Below are 15,481 nucleotides of genomic sequence, written 5' to 3'. Positions count from 1 at the left end.
CGGCTAGGCTTCCTCAGGTTACCGCTTCATCTGTGTTCCCCCGCCCTCGACACGACCGAGGGACAACGATGAACTCCTACCCCGTCGGCTGGCGGAAGTCGTCGAACAGCGCTTCGGCGAGGCGGGTGGCGACGGCGCCGTCGGTCCAACGTTCGTCGCCTTCGCGCGTGGCGATCTGGGCGTTGCCTTCCCACAGCACCTTGCCACTGGCGCGATCCTTGATCCGCGCATCGAGGCGCGTGGAGAGCAGTGCCGAGCGCGGCTTGGTCATGTCGACGTTGATGCCCAAGCCATAGGCCGAGCCGCGGTTCCCGACTTCCATCGCCGCGGTGCCGCTGACCGGACTGCGCTTGATCTCGCCAGGCACCAGCACTTCACGCGTGACCCGCACTTCGGCGACCTGACCGCCGGACGGATCGGCATGGACGGTGTCGTAGCCGACCGCCACCAGGCGATCGAGCACCGCCGCCTCGAACGGCGCGCGGGCACCTTGCGCCAGATAGTCCTGGATCCCACCCGCACCCGGTCCGTCGTTCCCCGACCCTGCCTGCGAGCTGACGGCGACGGCGCCGTGTCCCAGCAGGTCGATGCCTGCCAGGTCCTGGGTGATGAAACGGTTGACCTGGATGCGCCCCTCGCGCGGGTCCGAGCGGCTGGCCGAGCGCGCCCGGCTGGCTGTCGGGGCATCACCCCAGCGCGAACCATAGTCGTCGCCCCACCCGGGACCACCCCAACCACCGGGCCGAGCGAAGGATGAAGACGGCGCTGAAAGCAGGCATGTGGCGAGGATGGCGACGGAGAGTGTTCGCATGAGACTTCCTGAAAGATATGCCGCCACAGATATGTAGAGCATGGTGGCGGTTGCCGCGCGATGAACGGGTGGTAGCCCCGGCCGATTACCTGCGGCAAGCCGTGCCACCAGAACACGCCACCTTGACTCGGGCCCGGCGCGCCCCTAACGGCGCGGCTTCGATTTTCCGGCGGTCGGTAACCGCCCCAATAGCGAATCACGAGAGAACGACCATGAAGATCCGCAACAGCCTCAAGTCGCTGAAGGACCGCCACCGGGACAACCGCGTCATCCGTCGCCGCGGCCGTACTTACGTGATCAACAAGACCAACCGCCGCTTCAAGGCGCGCCAGGGCTGATCTTGGCGGGCGCCCCTAGGGGCGCCGGCACTCACGGCGGGATCGCATCGCCGTTGAAGGCCCCCGCTGACGCGGGGGCTTTTGTTGTGTCCGGAACCCAGCCAAACGGTCAAGTCAAGGCTCCGCTCACGGCCGTCGTATTCGATGTCGGCCGCGTGCTGGTCGAGTGGGACATGCGCTGCCTGTTCGGCAAGCTGATCGACGATCCGGACCAGCTCGAATGGTTCGTCACCCATGTCGTCAGCGAGGAATGGCATTTCCAGCACGACGCCGGGCGGGAGCTGGCCGAGATGGTGGCCGAGCGCAAGCTGACCTTCCCCGATCACGCCGCCTTAATCGACGCCTATGCCACCCGCTTCATCGAGACGATCCCCGGCCCGGTCGCGGGATCGCACGAGCTGCTCGAACGGCTGGCTGGTCGCGGCATGCCGCTCTACGCCATCACTAACTTTGCCAGTCCGTTCTGGGCCGAGTTCGCGCCGACCCAGCCCAGCTTCGCGCACTTCCGCGAGGTGGTGGTATCCGGCGACGAGAAGATCGCCAAGCCCGATGCCGGCATCTTCGAACTGGCTGCGCGCCGCTTCGGCCATGACCCCACGGCGATGCTGTTCATCGATGACAATGCCGCCAACATCGCAGCCGCATGCGCCCTCGGCTGGCAGGTGCACCACTTTACCGACGCCTTGACGCTGGAAGCCGACCTGACGGCGCGCGGACTCCTATGATCCACGGCATTCCATAACGTTGACGCTGGTCCTCGCCGTCACTAAGCAGTCGCTTAGTATCCGTAACGGCGGAGAGGATGACGATGCTGACTCCGAACGAGCTTGAGCTCTATGCCATGCCGCTGGGCGAGCCGGCGATGGGTGAGGACCCCTGGTCCGAATTCGACAAGGCTCGAGCCGTCCACCCCTGGCTGGCGAAGTGGGAGGGCAACGGCGTGGTCATCCACGAGTACCGGGCCATGCGCGAGCTGTTCGGCCGCGACGACCAGCTGCGCCCCCCCTACGCCGACGTGGTCGGGCACCTGGGGCAGGAGGGCACGCCCTGGGGCCGCTTCACCCAGGAGCAGCTGATTTCCTTGCCGCCCGAGCAGCACATGCTTTTGCGCCGTGCCCTTGCCGCGCGTTTCACCCCGCGCAACGCGAACGAGCTGCGCCCGATGATGCGCGAGACGATCTCCGGCCTGCTGGATGACTGGGCTCCGATCGGGGGCGAGCGGCGGAAGATCGACTTCGAGGAGTTCGCCTCCCACTTCCCGATCTCGGTCATGTTCACCCTGGTCGGCGCGCCGCAGGAGGGCATCCGCCTGCTGCGCGACGATCTGGAGGTCATCGGCCTGGCGCACAGCTACAACCTCGACCTGTTCCCGCGCATCCAGGAGGGCATCGTGCGCGTCGAGCAGTTCGCGGCCGACTGCATCACCGAGCGCCGCGCCAACCCGCGAAGAAGCGATCACGTCGAGGATCTGCTCGACATCCTGGTGCGCACCGGCGCGGAGAACGGCGTCTCGGACCGGCAGCTGGTCGACCTGCTGATGTTCTTCTTCATCGCCGGTTACGACACGTCCAAAAACGTGCTGACCTACACGATGCACACGCTGCTCGACCGGCCCGAGATCTACGAGCGGTGCGCGGCCGATCACGACTATTGCCGCAAGGTGATCGAGGAGGCGCTGCGCTGGTTCAATCCCAGCACCGTGGCGCGATACGTCGATACCGAGTTCACCTACCGCGACGTGACGTTCCCCAAGGACACCATGCTGTTCTTCCCGCTCTCGATATCCGGGCGCGATCCGGGTACCTTCCCCGAGGGCTGGACCTTCGATCCCGAGCGTACGGTCGAGCCGGACAAGCGCCACCTGGCCTTTGCGCTCGGACGGCACATGTGCCTGGGCCAGTACATCGCGCGCGCGCAGCTGCAGGAGGCGCTGCACCAGGTCGCCCAGCGCATGCGCGAGCCGGCACTGGCGGCAGTGCCGGGCTGGCGTCCCTTCCCGGGTGCATGGGGCATCAGGGGCCTGCCGATCGCCTTCACACCGGCGCGCGAAATGGAGCCCGAACCCGCCTGATCCATTCGCGTTTGCACGTTCCGTATAACAACTAGCTCCACTCTGGATCATAAGCGGAACTGCGCAGCACGTCCTCCTGTTAAAACAAGATGCTGCGGGGGATTCGCGCCATGGAGGCGTTCAAGCGATTACTGGCTAAGCTGACGCCCCTGCAACGGCGGCTGGGCGGCTTTGCGCTGCTGGCGCTGGTGACCAGCGCCGCCTACTTCGGGCTGTTCGCGCGGGCAGAGGATCGCGCGGCCGTTGCGGCCACGTTGCGCAATCCGCTGTCGGTGTTCTCCGCGCGCTCGCCCGGTGCGCGTGTGGGCGGCGCGCTGCTGCAGACCAAGCAGCGCCTCGCCGCCAGTCGCCGTGCCGGTGCGCCAAGGCCCGGCGTGGTGCTGCCGCGAGAGCGGGTGCTCTCCAACGTGCGCACTCGGCCCAACGCGCCGGCGCTGGCCCTGGCAGAGCCGCCGCTCGACGCCAGGCTGCTGGGCTCTCCTTCCAGCGCATTCGATCTCCCGCGCGTCGGCCTGCCGGGCCAGACCCCGGGCTTCGACGTGCCATCCTTCGGCGGGGGAGACGTGGCGCCCTCCACAGGCGGCACCCAACCCGAAGTGCCCGTGGCGCCCGGCCCAGCGGTTCCGGAGCCAACGACATGGGCCATGATGATCCTGGGACTAGGCGCGATCGGATGGGCCATGCGGAGCCGCGGTCCAAACCGCGGCGTGCGCCGCGGCTGACCGTCGATGCGGCTGTACCTCGTCCAGCCAGAAGATCCACGCCGCGTGCGGAGGCGACGGCTCGGCGCGGTGCTGGCGCCGGTTGCGCTGCTGGGCGTCATCTGGCTTGCGGCTGCGGCCATGCTTGCGCCGAAGGCGCCGGTTCCGCTTCCCGTCTCAGCGATCCCGGCGGCGCACGGGCGCATCACTTACCCGGCCGGACACCTGCCGGTTCTCGATCTGCCCGGCGGCGAGCGGCGTCAGGTGCGCAGCCTGCTCGATATCGGCAAACCGATGGAGTTTGGCGAGTTCGTCTGGAACGATGCCGGCGTACCTGCCGGACCGGTGTGGATCCGGGTCGATCTGGGGCTGCAAGTCCTGTCCGTGTTCCGCGCCGGGCACGAAATCGGCTCGACGGTGATCCTCTACGGCGCCGAGGGCAAGCCGACCCCGCCCGGCGTCTACCCCATCCTCGAACGCGCGCGGCACCATCGCTCCACCCTCTACGATGCACCCATGCCCTTCATGCTGCGCCTGACGCCGGATGGCGTCGCCATCCACGCCAGCAACGTGCGCGCGGCTGCCGCGACGCACGGCTGCATCGGCGTCCCTCCCGAGTTCGCCCGGCGCCTGTTCGAGCAGGCACGGCGGGGTGACAAGGTCGCGATCATCGGCGCCGAGCGTAGCTGAGCTGTCGCTGTGGCGAGCGAAAGCGGTGCGAACGCGAGAACGCACGACGGCTGGCGGGCTTCGACAAGCTCAGCCCAGGCGGTGTTAAGCTAGGTCATGAGGTGATCACGGCCAGCGCGCAAATTGCTCCAGGCGATTGTGTCTAAGGCCATGTCACGTTTACCGAATCAATCGCATCGGCGCGACACTCCCCAACACCGCCTATGCTGAGCTTGTCGAAGCATGCCAGCCGACGGTGAGTGTTGACTTCGAGCAGGCGAGACCAGCGAGCGCCTGAAGGCCTCCGACGAGCTGAGGCCGTGCGGTCGATGGTGCCGTGCTGGCCTAGTTTGCGCCTCCGCCTCGGCAGGCCCTTTTGCGCTGGCACACCATTCGGTGCGGCCACCATGCGCACGTCCCAACCATCTGATCATACACACAAACATCTGAATCGCCGGGTAACCATAGCCCCAAACCGCCCGGTCACCGCGCTCGTCCACAAGGCTCGCCTGAGTGGCGGAGTTCGGGATCATGTCGCGCGGGTGGCGAAGGAAAGTGCTGGGTCTGGCCTTGCTTGCGAGCGCGCCGGCATTGCTGGGTGCGACCGACTTCACCGGCCGGTTCGAGCAGCGCGTGCTCGCCGCGCATAACCGTGAGCGCTTGGCGCTCGGGATCGAGCCATTGCAGTGGGACCCGGCGCTGGCGAGCTCGGCGCGGGCGTGGGCGGCGCACCTGTCGGCATCCGGCGCGTTCCAGCACGCCCCGGAACGCGCGACTGACCCGCAGGGCGAGAACCTGTGGGCGGGCACGCGGGGCTACTATGGTCTGGAGGCGATGGTCGATGGCTGGGTGCGGGAGAAGCGCTACTACCGCCCAGGTACCTTCCCGAACAACAGCACGACGGGACGTGTCGAAGACGTGGGCCACTACACGCAGCTGGTCTGGCGCCAGACCCGCCGTGTCGGCTGTGCGCTGGCCAGCAGCGCGGGCGAGGATGTGCTGGTATGCCGGTACAGCGAGGCCGGCAACTACATGGGCGAGCGGCCCTTCTGACCTCCTGGCCTGACCCAGCACAGGTGGATCGATCGCGGCCGGTGCCGCGTAGCCTTGTCCGCAAAGATCAGGCCCTTGGCGGCATTTCTTTTCGCACCCGCAGCGTAACCCGCTTGGCAAGCGATGATCCTTAATGCACACCTGTGACAAACGGGAGTCACGATGAGTTCTGCGGGCGGGTCACGCTACGACGAAATGCTTCACGGGGATGGCTCGGTCCGCTCCGCCTATGCCGATTTCCGAGACTGGTACGATGGGCAGGACATTGCCTGGCTGCGCCGCCAGGATGCCGAGGCTGAGCGCTTCTTCCGCCGCATCGGCATCACCTTCAACGTCTATGGCGACGATGCCGGCGAAGAGCGGCTGATCCCCTTCGACATGATCCCGCGGATCATCACCGCGCGCGAATGGCGCAAGCTGACGCGCGGGATCGAGCAGCGGGTGCGGGCGATCAACGCCTTCCTGCAGGATCTCTATCACCGCCAGGAAATCGTGAAGTCGGGCCGCCTCCCCGTGCAGCTGCTGCGCGAGAACGAGGCGTTCCTGACGCAAATGATCGGGTTCACGCCCCCAGGCGGCGTCTACACCCACATCGTCGGCATCGATCTGGTCCGCACTGGCCCCGACGAATTCATGGTGCTGGAGGACAACGCCCGCACGCCGTCCGGCGTCTCGTACATGCTCGAGAACCGCGAGACGATGATGGCGATGTTCCCGGAGCTGTTCACCAAGATCCCGGTGCGGCCGGTCTCGGACTATCCGCGCCGGCTGATGCGCTCGCTGCAGGCCTGTGCGCCTGCCGGGGCGCGCTCCAAGGGGTCGCGCCCGGCAGTGGCGGTGCTGACGCCGGGCATCTTCAACTCCGCCTATTTCGAGCATGCCTATCTCGCCGACCAGATGGGCGCCGAGCTGGTCGAAGGCAGCGATCTGCGCGTGTGCAACGGCCACGTGCAGATGCGCACCACGGAGGGCTACAAGCCGGTCGACGTGATCTACCGCCGCGTCGACGACAACTACCTCGATCCCTTGAGCTTCGAGCCCGACAGCGTGCTGGGCGTCGCCGGGATCATGGATGTGTATCGGGCAGGGGGCGTCACCATCGCCAATGCGCCGGGCACCGGCATTGCCGACGACAAGGCGATCTACAGCTTCATGCCCGACATCGTTGAGTTCTACACCGGCGAGAAACCGATCCTGCAGAACGTGCCGACTTGGCGCTGCAGCGAGGCGGATTCGCTCAAGTACGTGCTCGACAACCTGGCCGAGCTGGTCGTCAAGGAAGTGCACGGATCGGGCGGCTACGGCATGCTGATCGGGCCAACCTCGTCCAAGAAGGAGATCGCCGAGTTCGCCGCCAAGCTAGCCGCCAAGCCGGACAACTACATCGCCCAGCCGACGCTCTCGCTCTCGACGGTGCCGATCTTCACCAAGGAAGGCCTGGCACCGCGGCATGTCGACCTGCGGCCGTTCGTGCTGTGCTCGCCCGACGGTATCGACATCACGCCCGGGGGCCTGACGCGCGTGGCGCTGAAGAAGGGCTCGCTGGTGGTGAACTCGTCGCAGGGCGGCGGGACCAAGGACAGCTGGGTGCTGGACGAATGATGGCGCTCACCATGCAGGAGCCCCGCTGATGCTCGGCCGGGCCGCGAATGGCGTCTATTGGATGGCGCGCTACCTGGAGCGGGCGGAGAACACCGCGCGCCTGATCGATGTGGGCTTCCACCTCGCGCTCACCCGCGGCAGCCGTGCAAGCCAGCAGGAGGAGTGGCGCTCGGTCCTGACGACCACGGGCCAGGAGCCCGCGTTCCTTGCCCGCAACCAGGAGCTGTCCGGCGCTGCAGTGTTCAACTTCCTGCTGCGCGATCGCGACAATCCCGGCAGCGTCCTGTCCATGATCGAGAACGCGCGCACCAACGCACGCGTGGTGCGCACCAGCCTGACCAACGAAGTCTGGGAAGCCACCAACGAGACCTGGATGATCCTGCGCGAGCTGCTGGCACGCCCGGTGCGTGAGACCAACTTGCGCGAAGTGCTCTCCACCATCCGCCAGCGCGCCACCCTGGTGCGCGGGGCAATGGAAGGCTCGATGCTGCGGAACGAGGTGTTCAACTTCGCGCGCATCGGCACGTTCATCGAACGGGCGGACAACACCGCGCGTATCCTCGACGTGAAGTATTACGTTCTGCTGCCCTCGGTCGCCTGGGTCGGGTCCAGCCTCGACAACGTGCAGTGGGATACGCTGCTGCGCTCGGTCGCGGGCAACCGGGCCTATTCGTGGCTGAACGCCGGGTCGATGGACCCGCGCGGGATCGCCCGGTTCCTGATCCTCGATGGCCGTTTTCCGCGCAGCCTGGTGTTCTGCTACGAAAAGCTGCGAAGCAACATGGCCGGGCTCGCCAAGCAGTACGGCGGCGAAACGCAGGCGCATCAGCTGCTGCGGGACGCCGGCACCCGCCTGCACGACACCAACATCGAACGCATCTTCGAGGGTGGCCTGCATGAATTCCTGCAGGACGTCATCGGCCGCACCTATCGGATCGGCGAGGCGATCGCCGCCGACTACCGGTTCATCGCATAGGACGGCTGCCCACGTGCTCCTCACCATTCAACACGAGACTCGCTACAGCTTCGATCATGGCGTCAGTCACGGCCTGCAGCGGTTGCGCTTGCGGCCCAAGTCGACGCACGGACAGCAGATCGTCGACTGGACGACCGAGCTCCAAGGCGCCCAGCCGGAAGCCGAGTACGACGACCAGCATCAGAACCATGTCGAGCTCGTCTCGCTCGAGCCCGGTGCGCGCGAGGTGGTGGTTACCTGCAAGGGCACGGTGCGCACAGCCGACAACAGCGGCGTGGTGGGCGAGCATACCGGCCACTTCCCGCTATGGTGCTTCCTGCGGGCGACGCCGCTCACCCGCGCGGGCCTCAAGGTGCGCGCGCTGGTGGCGGGCATCGATGCCGATCGCAAGCAGCCGCTCGAGTTCCTGCACAAGCTGAGCGAGGCGGTGCGCGCCGCGGTCGACTACGTGCCGGGCACCACCGACGTGAAAACTTCGGCCGAGCAGGCGCTCGCGGCCGGGCGCGGGGTCTGCCAGGATCAGGCGCACGTGTTCATCAGCGCCGGCCGGTTGGTCGACATCCCCACCCGCTATGTCGGCGGGTACCTCAAGATGGACGGGCAGGTGGAGCAGGACGCCGGCCACGGTTGGGCCGAGGCTTATGTGCAGGGCTTGGGCTGGGTCGGCTTCGATGTCGCCAACGCGATCTGCCCGGACGAGCGCTATGTCCGCGTCGCATCGGGCTGCGATTACAGCGACGCGGCGCCGTTCACAGGTATTGCTACGGGTACGGGGGAAAGCCGCCTGTCCGTTCATTTGTCGGTAGACGAGAATCGGGTAGGACAGCAGCAGCAGTCGCAGAATGGACAGCGCCAGTCGCAAGGTGGGCCGCAGCAGCCCGGCGGCGACTAGGGCGAGAAGTGAGTGGGTCAAGTCGGTGAAAGGGCCGCGGGGGCGGTCAAGTAGCCGAAGGGTACGAAGGACAGACAAGTCGCATGACGTATTGCGTGGGCATGTTGCTGGATCGTGGGCTCGTGCTGATGAGCGACACCCGCACCAATTCGGGCGTCGACAACATCTCGGTGTTCCGCAAGATGTTCCACTGGTCGATCCCGGGTGAGCGGATCATCACGGTGATGACGGCAGGCAACCTCGCGACGACCCAATCGGTCATCAGCAAACTGGAAGAGCGTAACAAGGCACCGGCCGAGCGGCACAACTCGCTGCTGGAAGCGCCGACGATGTTCCAGGTGGCGACGATCGTGGGCGACCTGCTGCGTGAGACGATCAACGGTCGCGCCGCCAACAATGGCCAGAGCGCAGCGGGCACGTTCGGCGCCTCGATGATCGTCTCGGGCCAGATCAAGGGGCAGGAGCCGCGGCTGTTCCTGATCTATCCCGAAGGCAACTTCATCGAGGCGAGCTACGACACGCCGTTCTTCCAGATCGGCGAGACCAAGTACGGCCGCCCGATCCTGCTGCGCGGCTACGAGCGGGACATGACCTTCGAAAGCGCGGTGAAGCTGCTGATGGTCAGCTTCGATTCCACGCTGAAGGCGAACCTGTCCGTCGGCCTGCCGCTCGACCTGCTGGTGATCGAGCGCGACTGCTTCGAACCGCTGCACGAGCGCCGCATCGACGGGAACGATCCCTACTTCAAGTCGATCAGCACCGGCTGGGGCGAGGCGCTGAAGCGGGCGTTCCTGTCGCTGCCCAATTATGAGATCGACGAGCCGCTGCACCTCGCGGCGGAGTGAGTGCAAGGCTGCGCTTGAGGCTGGCGTGCTTCGACAAGCTCAGACCGGCGCTGGCGGGCTGAGGTGCGACGTCATCAGCCGCAGCGTCCCCTACCTCACCAAGCCTGAGCTTGTCGAAGGCTGCCGGCCAGCCTCTCGGCAACCATCCACGCTGGACCCGTGGCCGATATCTCTATACGGATAACGCCTGAGTGAAGCGGCGCCTCGAGGCCCGCTGTTCACCGGAGAAACCGTCCCTCCCATGAAGATCGCCGCCTCCGCTTCGCAGTCCTCGGGCAAGGACCGGCTGCTCTACATCGCCGGTTTTGCCTTCTTCGCGATGATCCTGCTCGCGCCGGCCATGGTCGTGCGCGAAGTCGCGGCCGGCGACATCAGCGGCTCTGGCGAGGGCAGCTCGGTGCGTCAGGTGGGCTATGTCGCGATCCTGCTGTTCTCGATCTTCGCGGCGATCAAGCAGGGGCCCGGCAAGACCTCGCTGATCATGCCCTGGCCCTTGCTGCTGGCGCTGGCTTGGTGCTGGATCAGCCTGAGCTGGGCGATCAACCCCGGCGTCGCCGTCCGACGCCTCGTGCTGATGACCATCGTGTTATGGAACACCTTCATCATCATGCAGGCTGCGGGGTATGAGCGGACGATCAAGATGCTGCGCATCCTGTTCGTGACCCTGCTGGTGGGCGATTACCTGGTGGTGGCCGTCTACCCGCCCATGGGCGTGCACACGATGCTCGATGGCGACATCCAGCTGACCGTGGTGGGCAATTGGCGCGGGCTGGCCGACACGGCGATTGCTGCGGCCAGGAGAAACGTCTGCATCGCCAACACCTAGCTCGCACCAGATGGGTCAACAAGTGCGGCCTGAAGCCTGTCCTAAGCCCAGCCGTGCATCGCTTCGCAGAAGTGCCGGCGGCATAGCGGGACGTAGCGCTCGTTGCCGCCAATCAGCGTTTGTGCGCCGTCGTGGATCGGCTCGCCTCCGGCGTCGACGCGCAAGTTCATGGTCGCCTTGCGACCGCAGTGGCAGAAGGCGTTTAGCTCCACCAGCTTGTCGGCCACGCCCAGCAGCGCGCCTGAGCCGGGGAACAAGTCGCCGCGAAAGTCGGTCCGCAGGCCAAAGCACAGCACCGGTATTCCGGCGAAGTCGGCGAGCCGAGCGCATTGCCACACTTGCTCTGGAATCAGGAACTGGGCTTCATCGATCAGCACGCACGAGAGCGGTGCCTGCGCGTGGGAGGCGGTCACGGCCTCCCACAAGTCGGTCGCTGCGTCGAAGCGCCGGGCATCGGCGCCAAGGCCGATGCGGCTCTCGATCGCATGGTGCTCGCCACGCCCGTCGATCGCTGCAGTCCACAGCATCGTCGCCATGCCGCGCTCGCGATAGTTGAAGTCGGCCTGCAGCAGCGTGGTCGATTTGCCCGCGTTCATGCTGGCGTAGTAGAAGTAGAGCTTGGCCATGAGCGGTGGTGCCGATCAGCTCTCGCCGCGAATCTCGCCCAGCTTGCGCTCCCAGGCGAGCGCATGGCTCACGATGGTGTCGAGCTCGGCATACTTAGGCACCCAGGGTAGCGTGCTCTTGATCCGGCTGTTGTCGCTGATCAGCGCATCCGGGTCGCCGGCGCGGCGGCCCTGCAGGCGGCGATCGATGGTGCGGTTGGTGACGCGATCGACCGCATCGAGCACTTCGAGCACCGAGAAGCCCCGACCGTACCCGCAGTTCATGGTCAGCGAGCGAGTGGCTTCGGCCACCAAAGCCTCGAGCGCCAGGACGTGGGCTTCGGCCAAGTCCGAGACGTGGATGTAGTCGCGCACGCCGGTGCCGTCGGGCGTGTCGAAGTCGGTGCCGAACACGCCGACGCTCTCGCGCTTGCCCAGCGCCGCCTCAACCGCGACCTTGATCAAGTGGGTCGCGCCGGCGGTCGACTGGCCGGTGCGCGCTTGCGGGTCGGCACCGGCGACGTTGAAGTAACGCAGCGCGCAGTAGTTCATCGGGTGCGCCCGGGCGGTGTCGGCCAGCATGAACTCGGTCATCAGCTTGGACATGCCATAGGGGTTGATCGGCTGCTTGGGGCTGTCCTCGGTCACCGGCGAGACCTCGGGGATGCCGTAAGTCGCCGCGGTCGAGCTGAAGATGAAGTGCGGCACGCCGGCCGTCACCGCCGCCTCGATCAGCGCGCGGGTCTTGGCGGTGTTGTTGCCGTAGTACTTGAGCGGGTTCTCGACCGACTCGGGCACCACCACCGAACCAGCGAAGTGCATGATCGCGCCAATCTCCTGCTCGGCGAAGATGCGGGCGAGCAGCGCGGCGTCGTCGATGTCGCCTTCGTAAAAGGGCACGCCCTCGGGTACGGCGAAGCGGAATCCGGTGACCAGGTTGTCAATCACGCAGACCGGCCAGCCGCGGTCGACCAGCGCGAGCACTGCATGACTGCCGATATAGCCGGCGCCGCCGGTCACGAGAACGGGAGGTCTTTGCATGCGTGTCGCCCGGCTACCCGGCGCCCCCTTGCGCCTGCTCGCGCTTATGTTGCGCTGCGGCGCGGTTGGCAACAGGAAGGCTGGTCCACGATCGGCCAGCTATCAGGAAATGGCCACTCCCACTCGACACGAACGGAGATGGGGGCGCGCCGTTTTGCGCTCCCCTCAGGCGGTCAGCATCTTCACGCCAGAGAAGGCCAGCATCGCCGCGAGCGCCAGCCGCACCCAGGTCTCGCCGATCTTGCCTGCTGCCAGCGATCCGGCGATCACGCCCGGGATCGAGCCGATCAGCAGCATGCCCAGCAGCTCCCAGTTGACGTTGCCGAGCCACGAATGACCGATCGCCGCGATGAGCGCGAGCGGAATGGCATGGACGATATCGGTGCCGACGAGCGACTTGGCATTGAGCCGCAGCGGATAGAGGAACATCAGCACCACGGCGACCAGCGCGCCCGCGCCGATCGAGGTCAGCGTCACCAGGCAGCCGACGACTGCCCCGGCCGCAATGGTCACCGCCAGCTGCGTCACGCCCAGCCGCTCGCCGAGCAGCGCGCGCATCCGGGTGACGGGGGCGTGGATGATGTGCTTGATCGGCACCAGCACCGCGGTGATCACGAGCATGGCGCCCAGCAGCTTCATCAGCAGGTCGGAATTCAGCTTTCCGCCTTCGGCAAAGCCCAAGTAGAGCAGCGTCAGGACCGCGGCAGGCACGCTGCCCATCGCCAGACGGCCGATCACGGTCCAGTCGGGCGAGCCGAAACGCCGGTGGACCAGACCGCCTACGACCTTGGTGAAGGTGGCGAACCACAAGTCGGTGCCCACGGCCAGGGACGGGGCAAAGCCGAACCCGAGCACCAGGATCGGCGCCATCAGCGACCCGCCGCCGACCCCTGTCATGCCGACCAGGAACCCGACGAGGGCGCCGGCCAGCGAGTAATAAAGCTCGGTCATGGCGCTAGGTAGCGCCCAGCGCGCGCTGCCGGCGGGATGAGCGGGGTCTGGGAGAGCACGGCGTGGTAGTCGATCGTCTGCTGTCTTGTCCGTTCCGCAGGCTGCGACCTTCAGGAACTATGTTGCGTGCAAAGGTGCCCACACATCAGCACCGTTGCGCCGGCGACCATGGCGGCTCACGCGGCGGTGGCAAGTGAATTCTCTTTTGCCGGGGTGGAGATCCGCTTTGCGTGCTTAGGCGCTGAGGGGCTGCGACCTATCCGACAACCTCAAGCGTGCGCAAAGTGGGCGATGATCCGCGCATCGAGCGGTTCGCTGAAGGTCGCGCAATAGCGTCCGCTGCCGTTGTTTTTGGCGGTGACGGAGAGCGGGCCGATGGCGCCGATCCACAAGTCCATGCGCCCCTCGATCGCGGCAGTGCTGGTCTGTGGCTGCAATTCGCACTCGAGCCCGTCGAGCGCCGAGATCGTGACGGGCGTGCGTTCGCGCACACCGATGCATTCGCCGTATATCGCCATCAGATCACTTCGGCCCCAGGCAGGGGCAGCTCCCAACTTCGTCACGATGCCGCGGGGCCGATCGGTCCCGTCCTGCAACGAACCCATGAACGTCGTGTGTGGCGGGAGAGTTTCAGTTCAGTGCGAATTTCGTGAAGGCACGGCAGATAGCACCGGCGGTGCGTCGAGTGCCGCATCCGCCTGCGGATCGCCGCGCAGGGCGGTCACGAAATTCTCGCGCCAACGCACCACGTCTTCGTCGCGGACCGACTCGAGCAGGCGCTCGTGCCGGCGGCGCCGTTCGGCAAGCGGCATGTGCAGCGCCTGCTTGATCGCGTCGCTCACTTCCTCGGTGCTGTGCGGATTGACCAGCACTGCCTCTTCCATCTGCGGCGCGGCGCCAGCAAAGCGCGACAGGATGAGCACGCCGGGATCCTCCGGATCCTGTGCCGCGACATATTCCTTGGCGACCAGGTTCATGCCGTCGCGCAAGGGGGTGACAAGGCCGATGTCCGCCGCGCGGTAGAATCCGGCCAGTTCAGCGCGGGGATAGCCGCGGTTGACGTAGCGGATCGGCACCCAGGCGACATCGGCATGGGCGCCGTTGATGTGGCCGGCCTTGCGCTCCAGGTCGTGGCGGATCAGCTGGTAGCTGGCGACTTCCCCGCGCGAGGGCGGGGCGATCTGCAAGAGCACGACGTCCTTCGCCATCTCGGGATTGTCGGTGAGGAAACGGTCGAAGCTGTCGAACCGCTCGCCCAGGCCCTTGGAATAGTCGAGCCGGTCGACGCCGATCAGCATCTTGCGTCCTTCGCCCAGGCTGTCCTTGAGGCGACGATAGGCACCTTGCGCCAGGTCCGTGCCGGCAGAGGCGACGAATTCGTCGTAGTCGATGCCGATCGGGAACGCGCGCGCGACGATCCGCCGGCCCTCGTATTCGATCACCCCATCGGGGCTGACCTTCAGGCCCAACTCTTTCTTGAGATAGTGGGTGAAGCTGTCGAGCCACTCGTCGGTCTGGAAGCCGATCAGATCGTAGCGCAGCATCGAGGCAACCAACTGCTCGTGGTTGGGCAGCGAGACGAACAGCCGCGTCGGCGGCCAGGGGATGTGCAGGAACAGCCCCATGCGATTGGTCACGCCCTTCTCGCGCAGCATCGATCCGAGCGGGAGCAGGTGGTAGTCATGAACCCAGACGAGGTCGTCGGGCTCTATCAGCGGCAGCACCGAATCGGCAAAGCGCAAGTTGACCCGCTCATAGCCCTCGTCGAAGTTGCGGTCGTACTCGGTCAGGTCGATGCGGTAGTGGAACAGCGGCCATAGCGTGCGGTTGGCGTAGCCGTTGTAGTATTCCTCGATGTCTTGCGGCTCCAGGTCGATCGTCGCAGTGGTGACGTCCTGGTTGCGCTGCATGTCGAGGTGGCCGGTGAAGGTCTCGGTCTCCTTGCCCGACCAGCCGAACCAGATGCCGCGATGTTCGCGAAGCGCAGCGCTGAGCGCGACGGCAAGGCCGCCCTGGGCGCCGGCGGCACCCATGGCCTGTGGAACCGAAACCCGGTTCGACACAACGATAAGCCTGCTCATTCCAGCCCCTTATGACGGC

General features: G+C 66.2%; 17 protein-coding genes. 11 read left to right on the top strand and 6 right to left on the bottom strand.

Annotated features, from left to right (window positions below; translation table 11 throughout):
* Positions 1–76: 76 nt before the first annotated feature.
* Positions 77–811, bottom strand: coding sequence for a hypothetical protein (locus GV044_RS17530; protein WP_159873255.1), 735 nt, complete (start codon positions 809–811; stop codon positions 77–79).
* 212 nt (positions 812–1,023) lie between these two features.
* Here GV044_RS17530 and ykgO point away from each other — a divergent pair, with 212 nt between their 5' ends.
* The 11 genes from ykgO (at position 1,024) to GV044_RS17475 (ending at position 10,784) form a co-directional block, all read left to right on the top strand.
* Complete coding sequence (ykgO, locus tag GV044_RS17525) at positions 1,024–1,149, top strand: type B 50S ribosomal protein L36 (RefSeq protein ID WP_003046794.1); 126 nt, start codon at positions 1,024–1,026, stop codon at positions 1,147–1,149.
* A gap of 173 nt (positions 1,150–1,322) precedes the next feature.
* Complete coding sequence (locus tag GV044_RS17520) at positions 1,323–1,874, top strand: HAD family hydrolase (protein WP_159873781.1); 552 nt, start codon at positions 1,323–1,325, stop codon at positions 1,872–1,874.
* Between the two features lie 77 nt (positions 1,875–1,951).
* On the top strand, positions 1,952–3,220 hold the full coding sequence (locus tag GV044_RS17515; protein ID WP_159873253.1) for a cytochrome P450: 1,269 nt from the start codon (positions 1,952–1,954) through the stop codon (positions 3,218–3,220).
* A 110-nt stretch (positions 3,221–3,330) separates the two neighbouring features.
* Complete coding sequence (locus tag GV044_RS17510) at positions 3,331–3,942, top strand: PEPxxWA-CTERM sorting domain-containing protein (RefSeq protein WP_159873251.1); 612 nt, start codon at positions 3,331–3,333, stop codon at positions 3,940–3,942.
* A gap of 6 nt (positions 3,943–3,948) precedes the next feature.
* Entirely contained in the window at positions 3,949–4,611 is a 663-nt protein-coding gene (locus GV044_RS17505; RefSeq protein ID WP_159873249.1) for a L,D-transpeptidase family protein, read from the top strand.
* Between the two features lie 492 nt (positions 4,612–5,103).
* The gene (locus tag GV044_RS17500) at positions 5,104–5,643 is read left to right on the top strand and encodes a CAP domain-containing protein (RefSeq protein WP_236555063.1); all 540 of its coding nucleotides are present in this window, start codon (positions 5,104–5,106) and stop codon (positions 5,641–5,643) included.
* A gap of 162 nt (positions 5,644–5,805) precedes the next feature.
* Entirely contained in the window at positions 5,806–7,245 is a 1,440-nt protein-coding gene (locus GV044_RS17495) for a circularly permuted type 2 ATP-grasp protein (RefSeq protein WP_159873247.1), read from the top strand.
* A gap of 28 nt (positions 7,246–7,273) precedes the next feature.
* Positions 7,274–8,221, top strand: a complete 948-nt coding sequence (locus tag GV044_RS17490) for an alpha-E domain-containing protein (RefSeq protein WP_159873245.1) — start codon at positions 7,274–7,276, stop codon at positions 8,219–8,221.
* Positions 8,222–8,234: 13 nt separating this feature from the next.
* Positions 8,235–9,113 (top strand): transglutaminase family protein, encoded by an 879-nt coding sequence (locus tag GV044_RS17485; protein ID WP_159873243.1) that lies wholly within the window; start codon positions 8,235–8,237, stop codon positions 9,111–9,113.
* Positions 9,114–9,196: 83 nt separating this feature from the next.
* Positions 9,197–9,958 (top strand): proteasome-type protease, encoded by a 762-nt coding sequence (locus GV044_RS17480; RefSeq protein ID WP_159873241.1) that lies wholly within the window; start codon positions 9,197–9,199, stop codon positions 9,956–9,958.
* Between the two features lie 241 nt (positions 9,959–10,199).
* Entirely contained in the window at positions 10,200–10,784 is a 585-nt protein-coding gene (locus tag GV044_RS17475) for a hypothetical protein (protein WP_159873239.1), read from the top strand.
* 41 nt (positions 10,785–10,825) lie between these two features.
* On the opposite strand, the gene GV044_RS17470 is transcribed toward GV044_RS17475, so the two are convergent.
* The 5 genes from GV044_RS17470 to otsA form a co-directional block, all read right to left on the bottom strand.
* A complete protein-coding gene (locus GV044_RS17470; RefSeq protein WP_159873237.1) occupies positions 10,826–11,410 on the bottom strand; it encodes a thymidine kinase in 585 nt (194 codons plus the stop codon).
* A 15-nt stretch (positions 11,411–11,425) separates the two neighbouring features.
* The gene (gene galE / locus GV044_RS17465) at positions 11,426–12,430 is read right to left on the bottom strand and encodes a UDP-glucose 4-epimerase GalE (protein WP_159873235.1); all 1,005 of its coding nucleotides are present in this window, start codon (positions 12,428–12,430) and stop codon (positions 11,426–11,428) included.
* A 165-nt stretch (positions 12,431–12,595) separates the two neighbouring features.
* Complete coding sequence (locus GV044_RS17460; RefSeq protein ID WP_159873233.1) at positions 12,596–13,381, bottom strand: sulfite exporter TauE/SafE family protein; 786 nt, start codon at positions 13,379–13,381, stop codon at positions 12,596–12,598.
* A 269-nt stretch (positions 13,382–13,650) separates the two neighbouring features.
* Positions 13,651–13,899 carry a hypothetical protein gene (locus GV044_RS17455; protein ID WP_159873231.1) on the bottom strand — a complete coding sequence of 83 codons (249 nt, stop codon included), beginning with the start codon at positions 13,897–13,899 and terminating at the stop codon, positions 13,651–13,653.
* A gap of 117 nt (positions 13,900–14,016) precedes the next feature.
* Positions 14,017–15,462, bottom strand: a complete 1,446-nt coding sequence (gene otsA, locus GV044_RS17450) for an alpha,alpha-trehalose-phosphate synthase (UDP-forming) (protein WP_159873229.1) — start codon at positions 15,460–15,462, stop codon at positions 14,017–14,019.
* Between the last annotated feature and the right edge of the window lie 19 nt (positions 15,463–15,481).

Source organism: Novosphingobium sp. 9U (assembly GCF_902506425.1).
Lineage (GTDB): Bacteria > Pseudomonadota > Alphaproteobacteria > Sphingomonadales > Sphingomonadaceae > Novosphingobium.
The sequence above is the reverse complement of the archived record's forward strand: the minus strand, read 5'-3'. Positions and strand labels throughout refer to the sequence as shown.

What these genes read in the sequence shown, in the direction of transcription:
- GV044_RS17515 (WP_159873253.1), top strand. Translation starts at nt 1,952, where the DNA reads ATGACGATGCTGACTCCGAACGAGCTTGAGCTCTATGCCATGCCGCTG.
- GV044_RS17480 (WP_159873241.1), top strand. Translation starts at nt 9,197, where the DNA reads ATGACGTATTGCGTGGGCATGTTGCTGGATCGTGGGCTCGTGCTGATG.
- GV044_RS17475 (WP_159873239.1), top strand. Translation starts at nt 10,200, where the DNA reads ATGAAGATCGCCGCCTCCGCTTCGCAGTCCTCGGGCAAGGACCGGCTG.
- GV044_RS17495 (WP_159873247.1), top strand. Translation starts at nt 5,806, where the DNA reads ATGAGTTCTGCGGGCGGGTCACGCTACGACGAAATGCTTCACGGGGAT.
- galE (WP_159873235.1), bottom strand. Translation starts at nt 12,430, where the DNA reads ATGCAAAGACCTCCCGTTCTCGTGACCGGCGGCGCCGGCTATATCGGC.
- GV044_RS17490 (WP_159873245.1), top strand. Translation starts at nt 7,274, where the DNA reads ATGCTCGGCCGGGCCGCGAATGGCGTCTATTGGATGGCGCGCTACCTG.
- ykgO (WP_003046794.1), top strand. Translation starts at nt 1,024, where the DNA reads ATGAAGATCCGCAACAGCCTCAAGTCGCTGAAGGACCGCCACCGGGAC.
- GV044_RS17505 (WP_159873249.1), top strand. Translation starts at nt 3,949, where the DNA reads ATGCGGCTGTACCTCGTCCAGCCAGAAGATCCACGCCGCGTGCGGAGG.
- otsA (WP_159873229.1), bottom strand. Translation starts at nt 15,462, where the DNA reads ATGAGCAGGCTTATCGTTGTGTCGAACCGGGTTTCGGTTCCACAGGCC.
- GV044_RS17470 (WP_159873237.1), bottom strand. Translation starts at nt 11,410, where the DNA reads ATGGCCAAGCTCTACTTCTACTACGCCAGCATGAACGCGGGCAAATCG.
- GV044_RS17460 (WP_159873233.1), bottom strand. Translation starts at nt 13,381, where the DNA reads ATGACCGAGCTTTATTACTCGCTGGCCGGCGCCCTCGTCGGGTTCCTG.
- GV044_RS17455 (WP_159873231.1), bottom strand. Translation starts at nt 13,899, where the DNA reads ATGGCGATATACGGCGAATGCATCGGTGTGCGCGAACGCACGCCCGTC.
- GV044_RS17530 (WP_159873255.1), bottom strand. Translation starts at nt 811, where the DNA reads ATGCGAACACTCTCCGTCGCCATCCTCGCCACATGCCTGCTTTCAGCG.
- GV044_RS17510 (WP_159873251.1), top strand. Translation starts at nt 3,331, where the DNA reads ATGGAGGCGTTCAAGCGATTACTGGCTAAGCTGACGCCCCTGCAACGG.
- GV044_RS17520 (WP_159873781.1), top strand. Translation starts at nt 1,323, where the DNA reads ATGCGCTGCCTGTTCGGCAAGCTGATCGACGATCCGGACCAGCTCGAA.